Source organism: Bacillus sp. FSL K6-1003 (assembly GCF_037964945.1).
Taxonomy (GTDB): Bacteria; Bacillota; Bacilli; order Bacillales; family Bacillaceae; genus Bacillus; species Bacillus mojavensis.
In genome coordinates this window covers 3,028,658-3,048,599 of the sequence record NZ_CP150176.1, presented here as the reverse complement: position 1 = coordinate 3,048,599, position 19,942 = coordinate 3,028,658, and the positions used below count along the sequence as shown (strand labels likewise).

Genomic DNA, 19,942 nt, shown 5'->3' with positions numbered 1-19,942 from the left:
TGATATGTATGCTCTCCTTTTCCCTTTTCATACCCTCTGCCGCTGCTGCCGAAACCGAAGAAAATACGGATGTCGCGCCAAACCAATATGAGAAGAAAGACATTGAAATCGATACGAATTATTTGCATGAAGATTCTTCCTATGAGGAGAAAACAGAACTGCCTGAGGAACAAAAGGACATCACCTTTGAAAAACCGAAGGATCGGGATGCCGAGCTGATAAAGGATTTGTTTACAACAACAGATGCCGAGGGCTCCAACACCATCGCGGCTCAATCTAAACAGCTGGGGATTACATTTTCCGAAAAACCGATCACAAAAGCGTCATCAACGGAAATGGAAGAAAAAGAATCATCTTCACTCCTGCTTCCGATCATCTATATTGTGCTGATTCTGCTCGGGATCGCAGGCATTGTTTTTCTCATACCAAAGGTTATCGTGCAGGATAATAAAAAGGCGTAAGCGCCCGCGCTTGTTTTGCTTAAAAGCGGTCCGTACAATAAGAACGGAAGGAGGAGGTTTCCAATGGAACTTTATATCATCACCGGGGCGTCAAAAGGACTGGGGAAAGCCATTGCATTACAGGCTTTAGAAAAAGGCCATGAAGTCCATGCCCTGTCCAGAACAACAACAGATGTTTCACATGAGAAACTGACACAGCATCAGATTGACCTGATCAATCTCACAGAGGCTGAACAGCAATTCAAAACATTGCTTTCATCCATCAATCCAGCTGATTATTCAGCCATCACACTGATCAATAACGCCGGAATGGTAACGCCGATCAAACGCGCCGGAGAAGCGTCTCTAGAAGAGCTGCAGCACCATTATCAGCTTAATCTGACCGCGCCCGTGCTCCTAAGCCAGCTGTTTACAAAACAGTTTGCTCTGTACAGCGGCAGAAAAACAATCGTCAATATTACCTCTGGCGCGGCCAAAAACCCATACAAGGGGTGGAGCGCATATTGCAGCTCAAAAGCCGGACTTGATATGTTTACGAGAACATTCGGATTTGAACAGGAGGACGAAGAACGGCCGATGAACATGATTTCTTTCTCACCGGGTGTCATGGACACTGACATGCAGGCCGTCATCCGTGCATCATCGAAAAAGGATTTTCACGACATCGAGCGGTTCCGGAAATTGAATGAAACAGGAAGCCTTCGCAGTCCGGCCTTTATTGCCGGCACGCTGCTTTCTTTATTAGAGACAGGCGCGGAAAACGGGCGCATATATGATATAAAAGAGTTTTTATAGAGCAGAGTGAATCTGCTCTTTTTTTATATAAAAAGGCGATAGCTTAAGCGTTCTGGAGTCCGGCTGCATATACTGACTGAAACTCTGCTTTTAGGGTATAACAAACATGAAAAGTAAACGAAAATGATATGACATAAGAATTGAGTTTCTCCTCAAATTATGTTAGGATTCTAAAAATATCTAAAGGAGGGGTTTCCATGAGAAAGGTTACATTAATGGATGTCTTCACCCATCCAATTGCACAAAAATATTTACAGCGTTCAGGCGTGGCTCATGCGATTGCCTGCGCCTATCATGCATACAGGCTGTCTGTAAAGGCTGACATCAGCCCTGATTTAGCCACAAAAGCGGCATTGCTGCATGACATCGGCCATTATGAATGGTATACAGACGGAAAGTGGGATTATGAAAAATACAGAAGAAATGACATCCATGCCATTAAAGGGGCGGAACGGGCGCATAAGCTCTTGATTCGTCTTGGTGAAGAACCGAAAGCAGCAAAAGAGATTGCCCTTGCCATTTTGCTTCATACCGATTCTTATCTGCCTGAAGGTGAACTCGATAAAAATACGCTGCAGCAGATTGTCAAAAAAGCGGACGAACTTGATGAAGAACCTGGCGGCCATCATCATTACCGACAAATTGACGAAGCAATCGCACTGAAAAAAATAGAAAAGCTGGACCGCTTAATCGACCAAGCCCAGTCTTCTATCAAAAAGCCTGTATAGATCCCGCCTGTATTCGGAACAGCGTCTATTTTCTTCGCTGTCTCCGTTTCATCACCATTTCCTTACACCCACACTCCCCAATCGTCTCCGCATCCCCTGGTGTTATCCGGTAAGCCTGTGTCATTATCCTTACCCGTGGCATAAGCTGAGATAAAACATATAAAGGGGATTGAAGTATGGCCAACCAAGGTAGTCCGCAACTGGTCTCATTAGTCGATCCTTATGTCTATCAGACCATTAAAAAGCTCATCGGCTCAAAATTCATTATTCAAACAGTACGAGACACGGTCAGAGGCAGACTGATTGATGTAAAACCAGACCATATCATCATTGAAGCAGCCCGAAATTCTGTTTTTTTAATCAGTATCCAGCACATGGTTTCCGTCACGCCAGATTACAGTGAACGGGTGTAACAGTGCTTGCGTTTGAAAAATAGGCGTACACCGGGACGTCCTATTTTTCAGTTAAGCGCTGTAAAAACGCCCCGTCATCGTTGAAAACAGAGACACCTTATGTACATAAGTCAGTCCGGCGTCCCTGCCGTATGTCACAGTCTGCATAATCAACAGTCCATTCACTGATTAAAAGTTCTGATATCAGTTCATTTTTGTTACAATAATGGGGTGCAAGTTCTTTTATCTGTAAGACAAAGAAAAACTAGGAGGAACAAGCTTGTTGAAATCAAAAGTCCATTTTTGGACATTGCAAATTTTATTTGTTTTGCTGATTATTTTCGTAGCAACAAAAGTTTCATTTGTGTTTCAGCCGTTTATCGTGTTTATCACAACATTGTTTTTCCCGATGCTGATCGCAGGAATTCTGTATTTTATTTTTAATCCGGTCGTCCGCCTGCTTGAGAAAAAAATGCCGCGGACATTATCGATTCTGCTCATTTATTTAGTATTTATCGGTTTGCTTGCCTTTGTTTCTGCGGCAGTCGGGCCTGTCATTACATCGCAGGTGACCGGGCTGTTTAACAATCTTCCTGAATATATAAAACAGATTCAGGCATTGACAAAGGATTTATCTCACTCTCAATGGTTTACCTGGATGATGACACAGGATTATGTATCCATATCAAAAATTGAACAGTCTCTGACAAGCTTTCTCCAAAACCTGCCGCAAAATATTACATCCAGTTTATCCGCGGTGTTTGGTGTCGTGACTAATATCACACTTGTCATTATCACTGTTCCGTTTATCCTCTTTTATATGCTGAAGGATGGACACCGCTTTCCGCACCTGGCAGTCAAAATACTTCCGGCTTCTTACCGGACAGAAGGTCTAAAAATCTTTAAAGATTTATCCGACACACTCGCTGCATATTTTCAGGGACAGCTGTTAATCTGTCTTTTTGTAGGGACAGCGTGCTTTATTGGATACTTGATAACAGGGCTGCCATATGCGCTGATTCTTGGAATTGTCATGGCCATTACAAATATCATTCCATATGTCGGACCTTTTCTCGGCGCTGCGCCGGCTGTCATTATCGGCTTTATGGATTCACCGGCCAAAGCGCTTTTTGCGATCATCGTGGTTGTGATCGTTCAGCAGCTCGACGGAAATCTGCTTTCTCCGCTCGTTATCGGAAAACGTTTGAATACGCACCCGCTTACCATCATTTTGCTGTTGATCGGAGCCGGAAGCTTCGGCGGCATTCTCGGCATGATTTTAGCTGTGCCGGTGTATGCGGTAGTCAAGGCGTTTTTCTTGAATATCGTGCGGCTGATCAAGCTGCGCCAGCGTTCACGCCTTGAAGAAAACGAACGTCCCGCTGAATAGGCGGGCACCATCGGCTCCTTTCCGCATATGATGCTGTAAATCAGTGCGGAGGTGGGGAAATGCCTGCGATTGTAGGGCCAATATATATTATGTCTATATCAGGTGATGCTGCAGCCAGCTTTGGAGATGTGTTTGCGATTGCGCCGAAAAGCGTTGATCACACAGGTGCTGGGTCTGGCACATTTCAGCTTGGGGATTTTGTGAAGATCAATAACGAATATAGTAAAACAAATTTTAACGATGCCGATATCATTGATGATACCGTTTCGTTTAACGGGTAACAGCCTTTTCTAGAGAGGCTGTTGCTTTTTTATTGTATAATATGGATAGTCTTTTAAATAGCGAGGTCATGTTATGAAAATCAGAAAAGCAAATATCAGCACACAAACAGGAATGATCACTGACGTATATCTGCATGAAAACAGAAAAGAGCTGCATACGCTCGTAGCCGTTCCGCAGCTGGAGTGGAGCACGATAATTTCATACGAGGAAGAAAAATCATCGCTGCCAGAACGGCTGGAGGCTTCTTTGCGCCGGCATACAGAGGAAGAGCCTGCTGGTGAGCTGGCAAAAAAAATCATTCACTGGGTAACGGAAATGTAACAGTCCTTGAAAGTTTAGCCCCCGCAGGATCAGGCGATAATGAAGACAAACAAGACGGGAGGACGAGCTTTTGAGTGATGAAACGCTGGATCTCTATTTACAGCAAGGAATGTACGGGCCGCTGGAAACAAAACCTGACGAGCGCCACTTGTTTTTAGGCTCATTGCGGGAAAGAGTGCTTTTGGTACTGACAAAAGGGCAGGTGCTCAGAAGCAAACCATATGACGAAGCGGAGCAGGCGTTTAAACGTAATAAACATATATCTCTTCTTATCAATGGGGAGCTTCAGTATCAGTCTTATTCCCCTTATGTAAAAATGGCGAACCGAAACGGAGTGCCTTTTAAAGTCGTATCTGATCTTCAGTTTCAGACGCCTTTAGGCCTTGTCATTGCGGCGGACAGTGCGGTAAATCATGAATCTATATATATTCAGGACGACATTTTTAATCGGTCGGTGCTGAAATCTTAAGAGACAAACGGACCGTTTGTCTTTTTATTCATGGCAATTCCCTTACAACGGGAGATAAGATATAATGTTCTCATACTGATGGCGGGGAGGCCGGCTATGAAAAAAGCACTTATTTGTATTGATTATACGAATGATTTTGTGGCGAGTGACGGAAAATTGACCTGCGGGGAGCCCGGCAGAATGATTGAAGAGGCGATCGTCAATTTGACAGAACACTTTATCACAAACGGTGATTACGTCGTATTTGCAGTAGATTCTCACAATGAAGGGGATCAATATCACCCTGAAACCCGTCTGTTTCCACCGCATAATATCAAGGGTACGGAAGGAAAAGACCTGTACGGAAAGCTTTTGCCTCTATATCAGAAACATGCACATGATCATAATGTATATTACATGGAAAAAACGAGATATTCTGCTTTTGCGGGTACTGATTTAGAGCTGAAACTCAGAGAGCGGCAGATTGACGAGCTGCATTTAGCCGGCGTCTGCACAGATATCTGTGTCTTGCATACAGCGGTTGATGCATACAACAAAGGTTTCCGGATTGTTGTGCATAAACAGGCTGTTGCCAGCTTTAATCAGGAGGGGCATACGTGGGCTCTTTCCCATTTTGCAAACAGCATCGGAGCGCAAGTGGCAGAGTAAGGAAGGGGAAAAACAGTGTTAGAGTACGGTTTTAAAGATGACAGCCTGTCATTACATACAGACCTTTATCAAATCAATATGGCGGAAACTTACTGGAGAGACGGCATTCATGAAAAGAAAGCGATTTTTGAGCTTTTTTTCAGAAAGCTTCCGTTTGAGAATGGCTATGCGGTTTTTGCGGGCTTGGAAAAAGCCATTGAATATCTGGAAAACTTCAAGTTTACCGATAGTGACCTGACTTATTTACGAGATGAGCTTGGTTATCATGAAGATTTTATTGATTATTTGAGCGGTTTATCTTTTACAGGTTCTCTTTATTCCATGAAAGAAGGAGAGCTGGTTTTTAACAATGAGCCGATTATGAGGGTGGAAGCTCCCCTTGTAGAAGCGCAGCTTATTGAAACAGCTTTGCTTAACATTGTGAATTACCAAACATTAATCGCGACAAAAGCGGCGCGCATCAAGGGCGTCATTGGCGACGAAATTGCACTTGAATTCGGAACAAGACGGGCGCATGAAATGGATGCGGCTATGTGGGGAGCGAGAGCAGCCTTAATCGGCGGTTTCAGCGCGACAAGCAATGTAAGAGCCGGAAAGCGCTTTAATATCCCGGTATCAGGCACACATGCACATGCGCTTGTGCAGGCCTACCGCGATGAATATACAGCGTTCAAAAAATATGCGGAAACGCATAAGGATTGCGTCTTCTTAGTCGACACGTATGATACGCTCCGTTCAGGCATGCCGAATGCGATTAAAGTGGCCAAGGAATTCGGAGACCGCATCAACTTCATTGGCATCCGCCTGGATAGCGGCGATTTGGCGTACCTGTCAAAAAAAGCCCGGAAAATGCTTGATGAAGCAGGGTTTACAGACGCGAAAGTCATTGCATCGAGTGACTTGGATGAGCATACCATTATGAATTTAAAGGCTCAGGGAGCGCGCATAGATGTCTGGGGTGTCGGCACGAAGTTGATTACAGCCTATGACCAGCCTGCTCTCGGCGCAGTTTATAAGCTCGTCGCCATCGAAGAAGACGGAGAAATGGTCGACACGATCAAAATTTCATCCAACCCTGACAAAGTGACGACACCTGGCAGAAAGAAAGTGTACCGAATTATTAATCAGTTAAATCATCATTCTGAAGGTGATTACATTGCGCTTTATGACGAGCAGGTGAATGACCAGAAGCGGCTGAGAATGTTCCACCCGGTTCATACCTTCATCAGCAAATTCGTCACGAATTTCTATGCGAAGGATCTTCACGAGCTGATTTTTGAAAAAGGCATCCTATGCTACCAGAACCCTGAGATTTCTGACATTCAGCAATACGTACAAGACAACCTCAGCCTTCTGTGGGAGGAATATAAGAGAATCAGCAAACCTGAAGAATACCCGGTTGATTTAAGCGAGGACTGCTGGAGCAACAAAATGCAGCGGATCCATGAAGTGAAAAGCAGACTTGAAGAAGAGCTCGAAGAATAAAGCAAACTGGCCTTTCGTTCGCGAAGAGGCCAGTTTTTTTGTGGGAATAATATTTTTCATGTTTAGACAAATTTCGTCAAATTATTTGATATACTTAGGGTGGAAAGCCGCGTGTTTTGTAAGGAGGATAAATCAATGAGGGTGTTTGTTGCAAGACAGCCTATATTTAATCGAAAAGAACAGGTTGTCGCTTATGAACTTTTATATAGAGAGAGCGAAGAGAATGTGTATTCCGCTGCAGACGGCGATCAGGCTACAACAGATTTGGTGATTAACAGCTTTTTAAACATCGGAATCGAGAAGCTGACGGAAGGAAAACGCTGTTTTGTCAATTTCACTGAAAGCCTGATGTTTTCGGATCTCCCCACCTCCTTCAATCCAAAACAGCTTGTGATTGAAATCCTTGAAGATATACCGATCACTCCGGCTCTCGTCTCAAGGTGCAGAGAGCTGAAAAAAATGGGGTATACGCTGGCACTCGATGATTTTTACGCGATAAACCCGAAAAATGAAAAATTATTGGAAAAGCTCATGAGCTATATTGATATATTGAAAATTGATTTTCTTAAAACCACCCGAATGGAACGCCGAAACATTTTGCAAACCTACAGCAGTTGCGGCCTGATTTTTTTAGCTGAGAAAGTAGAAACACGCAAAGAATATGAACAGGCGGTGCAAGATGGCTTTCAGTTATTTCAAGGCTACTTTTTCAGCGAACCGCGTATCATCAGCGGCCATGATCTGTCGACCCATTTTTATTCTTACTATGAATTGCTCAACGAATTAAGCAAAGAGCAGCCTAACATCCAGCGTGTAACTGAGTACATAGAACGTGATTTATCACTGTCATATCAAATTTTAAAATTCTTAAACTCTTCTCATAACCGCTTAACCCAAAAGATCGACAGCATTAAGCAGGCTATCATGCTTCTTGGGTTTAACGAAATCAAACGGTGGATATACATCCTATCCTTTAAGGATTTAAGCAGAAAAGGGAATTCCAGCAAACACGAAATCATAAAAATTTCTTTAATGAGAGCAAAACTATGTGAACTGTTGGCAAGAAAAACAGCGCGCCCGCAGCCGGCCTCGTATATGCTGATCGGGATGTTTTCTCTCATAGACACCCTTTTGCACAGAGAAATAGAAGAGATTATTCAAGAATTGCCTTTAATAGATGAAGTAGGTCAAGCGTTATTAGGTCATCAAAATGACTATTACCAAATGCTTGAGCTTGTGAAGTTAATCGAAACCAACAATTGGGACACTTGCGGAGAATTAGCAAAAGAATTGGACAAGGAAGAAGCGTACGACTGTTATTTGGAAGCCTTGGAGTGGTGTCATAAGCTCATGGGCGAAAAGTAATTGCGGTCTTCTGACCATCGCAACGCCACGATGATTCGGCTTTGCGTGCTGATTAGGCTGATGTATATGCCATCGGGATTAAAGACCGAATCCACATCATGCCGGACGCCTGTCTGTTTGATCAGACGTTTTACTGTCTGTTTATCTGACTGCTCCGCTGCGGTCATGATGCGGCGCGAAAGCTCCTGTGACCCCGCAATGCGCCTAAGTACAAGCTGAGCATCAGCAAGCAGCCCGGCGGCATCCTGTGCGGAACGGATAAAGGTCGCTGTATTGGCGGCAGGAGTAGGCGGACGGCGTATGTCGTATGGATAGACGTAGAGCCAAGGATAAGGATATCTCATGGAAGCACCTCGCAAAAAGGGGATATGTCTATATGTATAGATCACTCAGGTGCCGAATATGACAAAGCGAAAAGGCCACAACTTTGCGTTGCGGTCTTTTCGGTGTTTGTCGGTCACGATACGCCAAGAATCGCGTATTAAACTTTGAAAAAGCAGCAAGGGGGACTATAGTCTTACTTGGTGAAACAGTTAAATACAATAAAATCAAAGGAATTAAGAATCTTTCTCAATTCCATCCGAAATCACCGTTTTTACACGTAGAAAAATAGTCCTGTTCTCATTGTGATTCCTTTAAGCACAAAGACCTATTGATATTTGCGGTGTCACGCAGGATCTTTTTGTATACTTTTCGGTGAAAAATAACTCGAAACCAGATACACTATTAGTAACAGATCAAATACCTAGGACTCGTTCACCATACACAATTCATTGATCTTTCAAAAAAAGGAGTGTGGAAACGATGGAAAAGAAACTTGAAGAAGTAAAACAATTGTTATTCCGACTCGAACTTGATATTAAAGAAACGACAGATTCATTACGAAACATTAACAAAAGCATTGATCAGCTCGATAAATTCACATACGCAATGAAAATTTCGTAAAAAAGACTTGGAAACAAGTCTTTTTTTTCGTTCTTCCCGTACAATAAATGGATAAAGTATTATATGATTGTTAAAAAACGAAAAACCTGCTGTCCTTTGGATAGCCCATTTAGTAAAATGGAAGGGGAGGGGGGAAGTCGTTATTGAGCAGATGTGTTTAGATCCGGTTGATATCAAACGGGAAATGAAAGAAATTATAAAGCAATACAGTTTTAACGAAGATTTGACACAACTTCTTTACTCATTTATCGATTCTAAAGAAATATTCTCCTTTGCTGAATCTGCAATTTTACATTATGTGGTTTTTGGAGGGAAGAATTTAGAGGTTGCAACAAAGCTCGGTGCAGGAATAGAAATTCTTATTCTTTCATCAGATATCATGGATGATCTTGAAGATGAAGATAATCATCAGGCTTTATGGATGAAAATTAATCGATCAGAATCCTTAAATGCTGCGCTTTTCTTATATACAATAGGATTAACAAGTATTCATTCCATGGATATCAATCCTTTGATTTTTAAATATGTTTTAAAATATGTGAAAGAGGCCATGCAAGGTCAACATGACGATATCACTAATAAATCCAAAACAGAGGATGAGTGTTTAGAGGTAATTAGATTAAAATGTGGGAGCTTGATAGCATTAGCTAATGTAACAGGTGTTATATTAGCTACAGATGAATATAATGAAATAGTCGAAAGATACTCCTATTATAAGGGAATTGTAGCCCAAATTTCTGGAGACTATCATGTTCTTTTTTCTGGAAATCGCAGTGATATTGAAAAAAATAAACAAACATTGATTTATTTATATCTTAAACGTGTATTTAATGAAGCTTCGAAAGAATTATTGTACTTATTTTCAAATAAGGATTTGTATCATAAGGCGTTATTAAATAAGGATAAATTCGCAGAAAAGTTAATTAAGGCAGGAGTTACCCAATACGTTTCAGTATTATTGCAGCTATATAAGCAAAAATGTATTTCTGCTATAGAACAATTAAATTTATATAAAGAGAAAAAAGATTTGATAAAGAAACACTTATTAAATTATAAAAAGGGTGATGAAAATGCAAGACCTAATTAACTACTTTTTAAGTTATCCTGAGGTTTTAAAAAAATTGAAAAATAGAGAAGCTTGTCTTATAGGTTTTAGTTCAGACGAAACTGAAACAATAATTAAAGCTTACAATGATTATCATCTGTCTAGCCCAACAACCCGTGAATGGGATGGTTAATAGGTGAATTTTAAATTGAAGAACTTAATAAAAAAATTCACATTAACCATAATTGCTTTGAGTGTTCTCTATATATGCTACATAACATATATCAGTATGAATGGTATTATTATTGGTACTAAGGTTCAAAAAAATCATAAAAATCAATTTGTAATAGAAGAAATATCAGAGTCTTCGTATGGACAATTTGTTGGTCTCAGAACGGGAGATATCATATTAAAAATTAATGAAGAAAAACCATCAACAAAGCATTTGAAATGGGGATATTTGAGCCATATTAACAGTTTGGATATTTTAAGGTATGGAAAAAAGATTCATCTCGAAGATTTTGATTTAGTTACTTTAAATAGAACTTATAGTTTCTTTTTGTTCGTACTTCCCTTGGTTTTTTATTTTTTAAGCATAATATGTATTTTTTATATACTTAAGGTAAGTAAAGTAAGAAAGTCATTTGCTGGTTATATTCTTGTTTTGCTGTTATTAGACATTTCAATAGCTTATATAAGTGCAGGTGGACCATTTAGAGGACATAGAATTAATAGGTATATAAACTTGTTTACTTTTATATCCTCTCCTATTCTTTATCTTCAGTTTATACAAGGATATCTTAAAGAGATAGGAAAAACTTTTTTGAAAAGAATCTCGGCTCTTTATGTAATCCCAATATTTAACATTGTGATTGAGTTTTATCGTGCCTATCTTCAAGTTGATATTGACTTTTTGGCGACTGTTAATTTGGTTTCTTTTGCGGCTTTAACTTTATTTGCTTTTGTATCGATATACTTCCATCTAAATAAACATAAATATGCTGAGCATTCGTTTATTATTAAATTATTAATTTTAACAAATACACTTTCATTTGCGCCATTTTTAATATTTTATGTTCTTCCGATTATACTTACAGGTAACTATATTTTCCCGGCGTTAATTTCAGCGTCATTGCTTGTACTTATTCCTTTCGGTTTAGTGTATCAGTTTGTGGCTAATAAAATGTTTGATATAGAATTTATTTTAGGAAGGATGAGATATTATACTCTCCTTGCTATCATACCAACTCTACTTACAGTTGGAGCATTAGTTTGGTTTGATCTAGTGGGAATACAAATGAATCCTGCACGCCAAACTGTATTTATTTTTGTTGTCATGTTCTCTGTCTTCTATTTCAAAGAGGTCATAGATTTTAAATTTCGATTAAAACGGTTTTCTGAAAAATTCAACTATCAGGACAGTATTTTTAAATACACTCAGCTTATGAGAAGCGTAACTTCTCTTCAACAAGTCTTTAAAGAATTGAAAAATACTATTTTGGATGTCCTGCTTGTAAGCAAGGCATATACCTTCGAAATTGCTCCTGATCACAAAGTGATATATCTAGATAAGCAAGTCAAGGAGCCGGATTGGCAACTATATGAAAAGGAATTTGAAAACGTAACTTCAGAAATCGGGAAAATTATCGAAGTTAATCAGGGTTTTCTCATGAAAGTTGGTGAACGAGGCGGAAGTTCTTATGTTTTGCTTTGTTTATCTAATATTAACACTCCTCGGCTAACACGTGATGAAATATCATGGCTGAAGACACTTTCTTTTTACACGAGCGTGTCAATGGAAAATGTCATGCAGATTGAAGAACTCATGGAACATTTGAAGGACTTAAAACAAGAGGGAACAAACCCGATATGGCTGAAAAAGCTAATGTTTGCGATCGAAGAAAAACAACGCTCTGATCTCGCCCGCGATCTCCACGATTCCGTTCTTCAGGATTTGATTTCATTAAAGCGCCAGTGTGAGCTGTTTTTGGCTGATTTTAAGAAGGATAATAATCCGTGTCAGGAAGAGGTGCAGGACAAGCTTGTACAGATGAATGAGCAGATGTCTGATGTGATTTCGATGACGAGAGAGACGTGTCATGAATTGCGGCCGCAGCTTTTGTATGATTTGGGACTGGTGAAGGCGTTGTCCAAGCTGGTGGCGCAGCAGCAGGAGCGGGTTCCGTTTCATATTCGCTTAAATACCGGCAGATTTACGGCGTCGCTTGATTTGGATTCGCAGCTGAATTTGTACCGGATCATTCAAGAGTTTTTATCGAATGCAGTGAAACACTCTCAGGCGACGGAAGTGCTTATTATGCTGATCAGCATTCAAAACAAAATTGTTCTCCATTATGAGGACGATGGTGTGGGATTTGATCAAGAGAAAACCAACGAACATTCCATGAGTATGGGTCTTTCTGGCATTAAGGAGCGAGTCAGGGCTTTAGATGGACGCCTCCGAATCGAAACAAGTGAAGGAAAGGGCTTTAAGGCCGATATTGAAATGGAATTGTAATGGTTTTATAACGGAAACGACTTGGCATAAGCCAAGTCTTTTTTATAAAATGGAAATGAGTGAGTAAAAGGGAGGAAAACATGAAAAAGATACTAGTGATTGATGACCATCCGGCTGTCATGGAAGGCACCAAGACAATTTTGGAAACGGATTCGAATTTGTCTGTTGATTGTCTCAGTCCTGAACCCAGCGAACAGTTCATACGCCAGCATGATTTCTCATCATATGATCTCATTTTAATGGATTTGAACTTAGGCGGCGATGTCAATGGGATGGAGCTTTCTAAACAGATTTTACAAGAGAATCCTCATTGTAAAATTATCGTATATACCGGTTATGAGGTCGAGGATTATTTTGAGGAAGCGATTCGTGCTGGTCTGCACGGCGCCATCAGCAAAACCGAATCAAAGGAAAAGATCACCCAATACATATATCACGTGCTCAACGGAGAAATTTTAGTCGATTTCGCTTACTTTAAACAGCTGATGACTCAGCAAAAAACAAAGCCGGCCCCTTCCTCTCAAAAAGAACAAGATGTGCTCACACCAAGAGAATGCCTGATTCTTCAAGAAGTTGAAAAAGGTTTTACCAACCAAGAAATTGCAGATGCGCTTCATTTAAGCAAGCGGTCCATTGAATACAGCCTGACGTCGATTTTCAACAAGCTTAATGTCGGTTCCCGGACGGAAGCGGTGTTGATTGCAAAATCAGACGGTGTGCTTTAAATAAGGGAGTGTAAACTATGGATATGAAACATACATTGCTTGGCGCGCTGGGAATTGAAATTGTAGAAAGCACAGCGGAACGCTGCGTGGCAGTGATGCCGGTGGATCACCGGACAGTCCAGCCCTTTGGTTATTTGCATGGAGGTGCTTCAGTGGCTCTTGCGGAAACTGCGGCGAGCGTGGGTGCGCAGCATCTAATCGATTCTAGTACACAAGTATGTTTCGGTTTGGAGATCAACGCCAATCATCTGAAATCTGTCAAGGAAGGGACGGTAAAGGCCGTAGCCGAGCCCGTTCATAAAGGCAGAACGACCATTGTGTATCAGATTCACATTTATGACGAGCAAGAAAGGCTGATCTGTATATCCAGATGCACGCTGGCTGTCATCACAAAATAAAAAAACAGCCGGAACTCTGCCTGTCCGGCTGCTCATTTTTATAGGTAAGAATCCTCTTTTCGTTTAATCACAAAGTTTCTGATTCCGTTATAGTCATCCTGTACACTTCTTTCATCCAGCTTGACGCCAGAGTTGTACGCAGCTCGGCAGATCAAGTGTCCCCCGACCGGCGACGTAATAAAGATAAAGAAAATCCCGAGCAGAATTTTTGCCGATATCTCTCCTGTTATAAACCACAAAAAGAAGAAGACACCGAGCAGAATCATATTGACGCCTAACGTTGAGCCTTTAGAAGCAGCGTGAGAGCGTGTGTACATATCGGGAAGGCGAAGCGTCCCAAAGGAAGCCACAAGACAAATTAGCGCCCCCATTAGGATCAATATTGCCACTGCTATTTTAGCGATCACGATCATTTTCGATAATCTCCCCTTTCTCTAAGAATTTAGAAAACGCAATGGTTCCGATAAAAGACAAAATACCCAGCAATAATATGATATCAAGAAAAATACTCGTATTCAGCAGGATGGAGACAAGCGCTGTCATCGCTATCAGATTAATGCCGATTGCATCCAGAGCCACAACCCGGTCAGGAACAGTCGGCCCTTTGATGACGCGAATGACATACAACAGGGTGGACACCGCCATAATGCCGAGCGCGATTTGAAGGATTAACGTAAACATCAGCGGCTCACCTCCTGTATGGCTTTTTCAAATGACTCACGAATATCAAAAATCGCTTTTTCCGCATCCTCAATATCCATCGCGTGAATATAGAGAATGGTCCGGTCATCGGAAATATCCATTACCAATGTTCCCGGTGTTAATGTAATAAGCAGTGAAAGCAGGGTAATTTCCCAATCCGTTGTCAGTTCCGTTTTAAATGCGAATATGCCTGGTTTGATATCCAGTTTTGGCGATAGGACTGTTTTCAGCACACTGACGTTGGCAAGGTATAATTCCCTTATAAAGATCAAAAAAAGTTTGATAATCGAAAACATTTTCCAGAGATAAAACGGATGAGCAAGGAAGCGCCGGAAGAAAAAGAGGGAGATCATTCCCAGGATAAAGCCTGTAATGAATCCGGCGGCGCTTCCATCATTGCTCAGGAACATCCAGCAAAAAGCAAGAAACACATTTAATAAAATTTGAAATGCCATGCGATCTACTCCTTCAAAACAGCTTCAATATATTTTTCCGGATTCAGCAATGTCTCGGCCGCTTGATCAACGTACGGTGACACCCATTCTGTACCCAATCCGAAGAGAAGAGACAGGAAGAGAAAAATAGCTGCCGGATATAGAAGTCCTTTAGCTGTTCTAAGATTTTGCTTTGGTGTTTCTTTTTCTTCGCCCCAAAACGCATGAATAAAGATCCTCAACACGGAATACAGGACGAGCAGGCTTGAAAGCAGGATCAGCATGGAAATCGTAAATTCACCCTCAGCGAAGCCGCCTTCCGCAATTTTAAATTTGCCTACAAATCCGCTGAGAGGCGGGATGCCGGCAAGAGATATAGCCGAAATGAAGAACATCCATCCAAGAATGGGGTATCGCTTGATCAGCCCGCCCATTCGTTGAAGGCTTGCTGTTCCAGTCAAAGCAATCAGCGTGCCTGCCAGCATAAATAATGCGCCTTTAATCAGCATGTCGTGAATCAGATAGTAAATCGCACCTTGAATGGATGCTGGCGTATGAATTGCAACACCGAACAAAATAACGCCGACAGCGGTAATAATGTTATAGATCACGATTTTCATGACATTCTGATAGGCAAGTGAACCGATGACACCGAAGATGACAGTGAGAGCCGCGAGCCATATCATCAGCTGGTGGGTAAACGCTGTATCGTGAATGAAAATCAGTGTGAACACTCTTGTGATCGCATATAATCCGACCTTTGTCAGCAATGCGCCGAACAATGCGGAGATGGCAGCCGGAGGAGCGTAATAAGAGCCGGGAAGCCAAAAGTAGAGAGGGAAAATTCCGCCCTTCATACCAAACACGATGAGTAACAGGACACCGATTACAGTAATCAGCCCAGTTTGGCCGGATTCGCTGATTCTCACACTTAAATCCGCCATGTTTAAGGTGCCGGTCACAGCGTATAAAAAGCCTACGCCGATGACAAACAATGCTGATGACACGATATTAAACACAATGTATTTAATCGATTCCCGCAGCTGAATTTTTGTGCCGCCTAATACAATCAGCATATAAGAAGCGATAAGCAGAAGCTCGAAAAATACGTACATATTAAATAAATCGCCTGTTAAAAACGCTCCGCTTACCCCGGCCAGCAAAAACTGCACGCCTGAGTAATAAAAGGCGCTTTCCCATTTCTCACCGATAGAACGGAAGGAATAAAGCACAACCAATAAGCCGATAACTGCCGTTGTGAGAACGAGCAGGCTGGCAAATTGATCTGCAACAAGCACAATTCCGTAGGGGGCTTTCCAGCCGCCCAAATTCAGTGTCTGAATGCCGTTTGTAAAAACGGTCTGTACGAGTAAAACGCTGATCACAATCCCGAGTGCGGATGCAGCAGTGCTGAAGATCCGCATGAGCATGATGTGTTTGTTCATGAAAATCAGCAGAATGGCCGACAACAGCGGGATCAGGATTGGCAATATAACAAAATTATTCATGTTGATCATTTCCCCTCATTTGATCCATATTGTCCGATTTCAATTCCTGATAGGCCCGAAACGCCATGACGAGGATGAAGGATGTAACCCCAAAAGAAATGACAATAGCGGTCAAAATCAGGGCTTGCGGAAGCGGATCGACAAATGACTTGGCATGCTCGCTCAAAATCGGAGCGGCGCCTTTTTTTAATCCTCCCATAGTTAAAAGCATTAAATGAACGCCGTGGCTTAAAAGCGCTGTTCCGATAATGACCCGAAGCAGGCTTTTAGACAGCAGCAAATAGGTAGCAGCCATAAATATAATACCGGCCGTAACAGCCATTAAGATTTCCATTATTCTTCCTCTCCAATCGTTTGAATAATGGTCATCGTAATGCCTACGACAACTAGATAAACGCCTAAATCAAAAAGCGTCGCCGTGGCGAGCTCCGTTTTCCCTAAAATCGGCAGATGAAAGTAACCGAATGTGTGGGTTAAGAAGGGCGCTCCGAAGACAAAAGAGCCAACTCCTGTTAAGACAGCGAGCAGCAGACCGACTCCCGCGACGTAAATGAAATTAACCGGCAAAATGGAACGCACGGTTTTTAAATCATAAGCCAGCAGCAGCAAAACGATGGAAGAGGATGTGATTAGCCCGCCGACAAATCCTCCTCCAGGCGCGTTATGGCCTGATAAAAATAAATAGAAAGAGAAAAGCAAAATGATAAAGGATACAAGCTTTGTAACGGTCTGCAAAATAAGGTCATTTGTTTTTTGTTCATTCACCGCTTTTCCCCTCCTCTTTTACTTTTGTTTTAATCATGCTGAAGATGCCGAGAGCGGCAATCGTTAATACCGTAATTTCAAACATTGTATCAAAACCCCTGAAATCAACGAGAATGACATTGACGACATTATCTCCTCCGCCTAGATCATGGCTGTGCTTTGTAAAGTAGGAGGCGATACTGTCTTTTGTCCGCTGGCTTGAGGATGCGATACCGAGCAGGGTGACAATCATGCCGACTCCTAAAGCGATGATAAAGTTTGTCATTCGGAACGTTCTCGTTTTCTTTTTCAGCCGCAGTTTCGGCAAATGATAGAAACAAAGCAGAAACAGGGCGACGGAAATCGTCTCAATGACCAGCTGGGTCAAAGCCAAATCGGGCGCTCTGAAAATAACAAAAAACAATGCAAGCGTATAACCGACAACACCAAGTGAAATAATCGCCGTCAGTCTGGATCTGGCAAATACAGTCGCCGCTGTCGCGCTGATCATCACAAGTGTCAGAATCATTTCGAATATGCCGATTTTCGCCATCCCCTCAGTTGTAAAGGAAAATCCGCCTTTCAAAACGAGAGCCCCGCTCATCAGAATGATAAATCCAGCGAAGATATACAGAAGATAATCCCGTAAAAATCCGGTCATATATTGTTTTGTCACTCGATAAGAGCCTTTTTCCATGATGGTCAGGAGCTTCTCATATAACCGATTGAGCGTGAGTTTCGATGGAAACAGCTGCTTATAGATCGCTTTCCACCTATTCATCGTCAAGTATCCGATCGTACCGACAACGATGATGCCCAGTGTCATCAGGACTTCGGCTGTAAACCCATGCCACTGCGAAATATGAACATGAAACTTCTCATGGCTGTCCAGCAGTGTCGGATAGATCGAATTCATCGCAGGCTCTATCAAGCTGTAGGACAATATATTCGGGAAAAAGAAGAGACTGACAGCGAGCGCAACAAGAATGACAGGTGATATGAGCATTCCAATCGGCGCTTCATGAGCCTGTTTTTCGAGTTTTTCAGGCTGGTAATTGCCTTTAAATGTTTTAAACAGCAGTTTCATGCTGTAGATAAATGTAAACACACTTCCTGCCCAAGCGAGGACAGGGAACAGCGCTCCCCACGTCTGGACGTTGAACAAATCGACATGTGTCACACGAAGCATGCTGGTGAAAAACATTTCTTTACTCAGAAATCCGTTAAACGGCGGGAGACCAGCCATTGAAAATGTGCCGATCAAGGAAATCGTAAATGTAATCGGCATAATCGCCATCAGTCCGCCGAGCTTTCTGACATCCCGCGTACCTGTTTCATGATCAATGATGCCGACTGCCATAAACAAGCTTCCTTTAAAGGTAGCATGATTGATGAGATGGAAAATAGCAGCCATGGCGGCCACTGTGTAATACTCTGTATGGCCGTAATGCAGGGCTGCAGCGCTGACACCAAGCATCGAAATGATCATGCCGAGCTGGCTGACCGTTGAAAACGCCAAAATGGATTTTAAGTCGGTTTGTTTGACGGCATGGAATGAGCCCCAAACCATGGTAAAAATCCCGACGAGAGAAACAATCCAAAACCACTGAGCTGAAAAGGCGAAAATCGGACTGAATCTTGCAATCACATAAATTCCCGCTTTGACCATCGTGGCTGAATGGAGATACGCGCTGACAGGCGTCGGCGCTTCCATGGCATCAGGCAGCCAAATGTAAAAAGGAAACTGGGCGGACTTTGTAAATGCGCCTAGTAAAATCAAAATCATCGCCGGAATAAATAAATCATGGCCGGCAATCAACTGAACCTGATTGATCATTTCTCTGATACTGAATGAATCTGTGATCAGATAAAGGAGAATGAATCCTCCCAGCATACACAGTCCGCCGCTTACCGTAATCAAGAGCGATTTTGCTGCGCCGTAGCGAGATTTTTCACGCTTGTACCAATATCCAATCAGCAAAAAGGACGAAAGGCTGGTAAGCTCCCAAAACATGTAGAGAACCATGACGTTGTCAACAAGAACAACACCGAGCATGGCGCCCATGAACATTAATAAATAGACATAAAAAGGCCCAAGCTGTTCTTTTTCTTTCGATAAATAAAAGATACTGTAAAGAGTGACCAACGAGCCGATCCCTGTTATCAGTAAGGCGAATAGCAGTCCGAGACCGTCTACATAAACGGTAAAGTTAATGCCTAATGAAGGAATCCACTCCAATACCGATCGTAATGTTTCTCCCGATTGAGTCATTCTGATCATTGGAAGAAAGTATATAAACAGCAAGACGGGCAGGATCAGAACAAACCAGCCCGTATGCACTCTTTTTGCGTATTTTGCCAGAAAGGGAATGATAAAAGCAAATACAAAAGGCGATAAAATAGCAAAATGTAAGAGCTGCAAAGACAAGACCTCCTTTTCTCTAATTGAAACTTGTTCTATGTATAAATAATTAGAATATACGGTCAAACGACCCAGTCCAAATTATATCGCACTTTTTTGGAAGCCGCCATGCTTCAACCTTCCGCGATTGAATTTTACGAGTTCTTTTGACCTCAAAATAAGTTT

General features: G+C 41.9%; 25 protein-coding genes. 17 read left to right on the top strand and 8 right to left on the bottom strand.

Annotation, left to right across the window (positions count from 1 at the left end):
• Positions 1–8 precede the first annotated feature (8 nt).
• The 11 genes from essA to NSU16_RS15605 all read left to right on the top strand — a co-directional run bounded on the left by essA (position 9) and on the right by NSU16_RS15605 (position 8,336).
• Positions 9–461 (top strand): type VII secretion protein EssA, encoded by a 453-nt coding sequence (gene essA, locus NSU16_RS15655; RefSeq protein WP_229149100.1) that lies wholly within the window; start codon positions 9–11, stop codon positions 459–461.
• Positions 462–524: 63 nt separating this feature from the next.
• Positions 525–1,256 (top strand): (S)-benzoin forming benzil reductase, encoded by a 732-nt coding sequence (locus NSU16_RS15650; protein WP_229149099.1) that lies wholly within the window; start codon positions 525–527, stop codon positions 1,254–1,256.
• Between the two features lie 197 nt (positions 1,257–1,453).
• Positions 1,454–1,984 (top strand): HD domain-containing protein, encoded by a 531-nt coding sequence (locus tag NSU16_RS15645; protein ID WP_010331704.1) that lies wholly within the window; start codon positions 1,454–1,456, stop codon positions 1,982–1,984.
• 176 nt (positions 1,985–2,160) lie between these two features.
• Complete coding sequence (locus tag NSU16_RS15640) at positions 2,161–2,397, top strand: YuzF family protein (RefSeq protein WP_010331703.1); 237 nt, start codon at positions 2,161–2,163, stop codon at positions 2,395–2,397.
• Positions 2,398–2,656: 259 nt separating this feature from the next.
• Positions 2,657–3,766 carry an AI-2E family transporter gene (locus tag NSU16_RS15635; protein WP_010331702.1) on the top strand — a complete coding sequence of 370 codons (1,110 nt, stop codon included), beginning with the start codon at positions 2,657–2,659 and terminating at the stop codon, positions 3,764–3,766.
• A gap of 59 nt (positions 3,767–3,825) precedes the next feature.
• A complete protein-coding gene (locus NSU16_RS15630) occupies positions 3,826–4,047 on the top strand; it encodes a spore germination protein (protein WP_010331701.1) in 222 nt (73 codons plus the stop codon).
• A gap of 73 nt (positions 4,048–4,120) precedes the next feature.
• Positions 4,121–4,369: a YueH family protein gene (locus tag NSU16_RS15625; RefSeq protein WP_010331700.1), complete on the top strand. Its 249-nt coding sequence runs from the start codon at positions 4,121–4,123 to the stop codon at positions 4,367–4,369.
• 70 nt (positions 4,370–4,439) lie between these two features.
• Positions 4,440–4,838 (top strand): DUF1694 domain-containing protein, encoded by a 399-nt coding sequence (locus NSU16_RS15620; protein ID WP_339191430.1) that lies wholly within the window; start codon positions 4,440–4,442, stop codon positions 4,836–4,838.
• Between the two features lie 96 nt (positions 4,839–4,934).
• Complete coding sequence (locus NSU16_RS15615; RefSeq protein WP_044158950.1) at positions 4,935–5,486, top strand: isochorismatase family cysteine hydrolase; 552 nt, start codon at positions 4,935–4,937, stop codon at positions 5,484–5,486.
• Positions 5,487–5,501: 15 nt separating this feature from the next.
• On the top strand, positions 5,502–6,971 hold the full coding sequence (locus tag NSU16_RS15610) for a nicotinate phosphoribosyltransferase (protein ID WP_010331697.1): 1,470 nt from the start codon (positions 5,502–5,504) through the stop codon (positions 6,969–6,971).
• A gap of 135 nt (positions 6,972–7,106) precedes the next feature.
• Complete coding sequence (locus NSU16_RS15605; protein ID WP_010331696.1) at positions 7,107–8,336, top strand: EAL and HDOD domain-containing protein; 1,230 nt, start codon at positions 7,107–7,109, stop codon at positions 8,334–8,336.
• On the opposite strand, the gene NSU16_RS15600 is transcribed toward NSU16_RS15605, so the two are convergent.
• The gene (locus NSU16_RS15600; protein ID WP_268447270.1) at positions 8,312–8,680 is read right to left on the bottom strand and encodes a hypothetical protein; all 369 of its coding nucleotides are present in this window, start codon (positions 8,678–8,680) and stop codon (positions 8,312–8,314) included. The genes NSU16_RS15605 and NSU16_RS15600 overlap by 25 nt on opposite strands.
• A 460-nt stretch (positions 8,681–9,140) precedes the next feature.
• Here NSU16_RS15600 and degQ point away from each other — a divergent pair, with 460 nt between their 5' ends.
• The 6 genes from degQ to NSU16_RS15570 all read left to right on the top strand — a co-directional run bounded on the left by degQ (position 9,141) and on the right by NSU16_RS15570 (position 13,967).
• Positions 9,141–9,281: a degradation enzyme regulation protein DegQ gene (gene degQ, locus NSU16_RS15595; RefSeq protein WP_010331694.1), complete on the top strand. Its 141-nt coding sequence runs from the start codon at positions 9,141–9,143 to the stop codon at positions 9,279–9,281.
• Positions 9,282–9,465: 184 nt separating this feature from the next.
• Positions 9,466–10,368 carry a polyprenyl synthetase family protein gene (locus NSU16_RS15590; protein ID WP_168749496.1) on the top strand — a complete coding sequence of 301 codons (903 nt, stop codon included), beginning with the start codon at positions 9,466–9,468 and terminating at the stop codon, positions 10,366–10,368.
• A complete protein-coding gene (locus tag NSU16_RS15585; protein WP_044158946.1) occupies positions 10,352–10,519 on the top strand; it encodes a competence pheromone ComX in 168 nt (55 codons plus the stop codon). The genes NSU16_RS15590 and NSU16_RS15585 overlap by 17 nt, the downstream gene beginning before the upstream one ends.
• Before the next feature lie 15 nt (positions 10,520–10,534).
• Positions 10,535–12,844 (top strand): two-component system sensor histidine kinase ComP, encoded by a 2,310-nt coding sequence (gene comP / locus NSU16_RS15580; RefSeq protein ID WP_339192701.1) that lies wholly within the window; start codon positions 10,535–10,537, stop codon positions 12,842–12,844.
• 80 nt (positions 12,845–12,924) lie between these two features.
• Positions 12,925–13,569 carry a two-component system response regulator ComA gene (comA, locus tag NSU16_RS15575; RefSeq protein ID WP_010331690.1) on the top strand — a complete coding sequence of 215 codons (645 nt, stop codon included), beginning with the start codon at positions 12,925–12,927 and terminating at the stop codon, positions 13,567–13,569.
• A gap of 17 nt (positions 13,570–13,586) precedes the next feature.
• Complete coding sequence (locus NSU16_RS15570) at positions 13,587–13,967, top strand: hotdog fold thioesterase (RefSeq protein ID WP_229149090.1); 381 nt, start codon at positions 13,587–13,589, stop codon at positions 13,965–13,967.
• Between the two features lie 38 nt (positions 13,968–14,005).
• On the opposite strand, the gene mnhG is transcribed toward NSU16_RS15570, so the two are convergent.
• Genes mnhG through NSU16_RS15535 form a run of 7 tightly spaced genes read right to left on the bottom strand, consistent with a single transcriptional unit; the run spans position 14,006 to position 19,777 of the window.
• Complete coding sequence (gene mnhG, locus NSU16_RS15565) at positions 14,006–14,380, bottom strand: monovalent cation/H(+) antiporter subunit G (RefSeq protein WP_010331688.1); 375 nt, start codon at positions 14,378–14,380, stop codon at positions 14,006–14,008.
• A complete protein-coding gene (locus tag NSU16_RS15560) occupies positions 14,364–14,648 on the bottom strand; it encodes a Na(+)/H(+) antiporter subunit F1 (protein ID WP_010331687.1) in 285 nt (94 codons plus the stop codon). The genes mnhG and NSU16_RS15560 overlap by 17 nt, the downstream gene beginning before the upstream one ends.
• On the bottom strand, positions 14,648–15,124 hold the full coding sequence (locus tag NSU16_RS15555) for a Na+/H+ antiporter subunit E (RefSeq protein ID WP_010331686.1): 477 nt from the start codon (positions 15,122–15,124) through the stop codon (positions 14,648–14,650). Before NSU16_RS15555 ends, NSU16_RS15560 begins: the two co-directional genes overlap by 1 nt.
• A 5-nt stretch (positions 15,125–15,129) precedes the next feature.
• Positions 15,130–16,611, bottom strand: a complete 1,482-nt coding sequence (locus NSU16_RS15550; protein ID WP_339191426.1) for a Na+/H+ antiporter subunit D — start codon at positions 16,609–16,611, stop codon at positions 15,130–15,132.
• Positions 16,604–16,945, bottom strand: a complete 342-nt coding sequence (locus NSU16_RS15545) for a Na(+)/H(+) antiporter subunit C (protein WP_010331684.1) — start codon at positions 16,943–16,945, stop codon at positions 16,604–16,606. Before NSU16_RS15545 ends, NSU16_RS15550 begins: the two co-directional genes overlap by 8 nt.
• Positions 16,945–17,376, bottom strand: coding sequence for a Na(+)/H(+) antiporter subunit B (locus tag NSU16_RS15540; RefSeq protein WP_339191425.1), 432 nt, complete (start codon positions 17,374–17,376; stop codon positions 16,945–16,947). Before NSU16_RS15540 ends, NSU16_RS15545 begins: the two co-directional genes overlap by 1 nt.
• Positions 17,369–19,777: a Na+/H+ antiporter subunit A gene (locus NSU16_RS15535; protein WP_339191423.1), complete on the bottom strand. Its 2,409-nt coding sequence runs from the start codon at positions 19,775–19,777 to the stop codon at positions 17,369–17,371. Before NSU16_RS15535 ends, NSU16_RS15540 begins: the two co-directional genes overlap by 8 nt.
• Positions 19,778–19,942 lie beyond the last annotated feature (165 nt).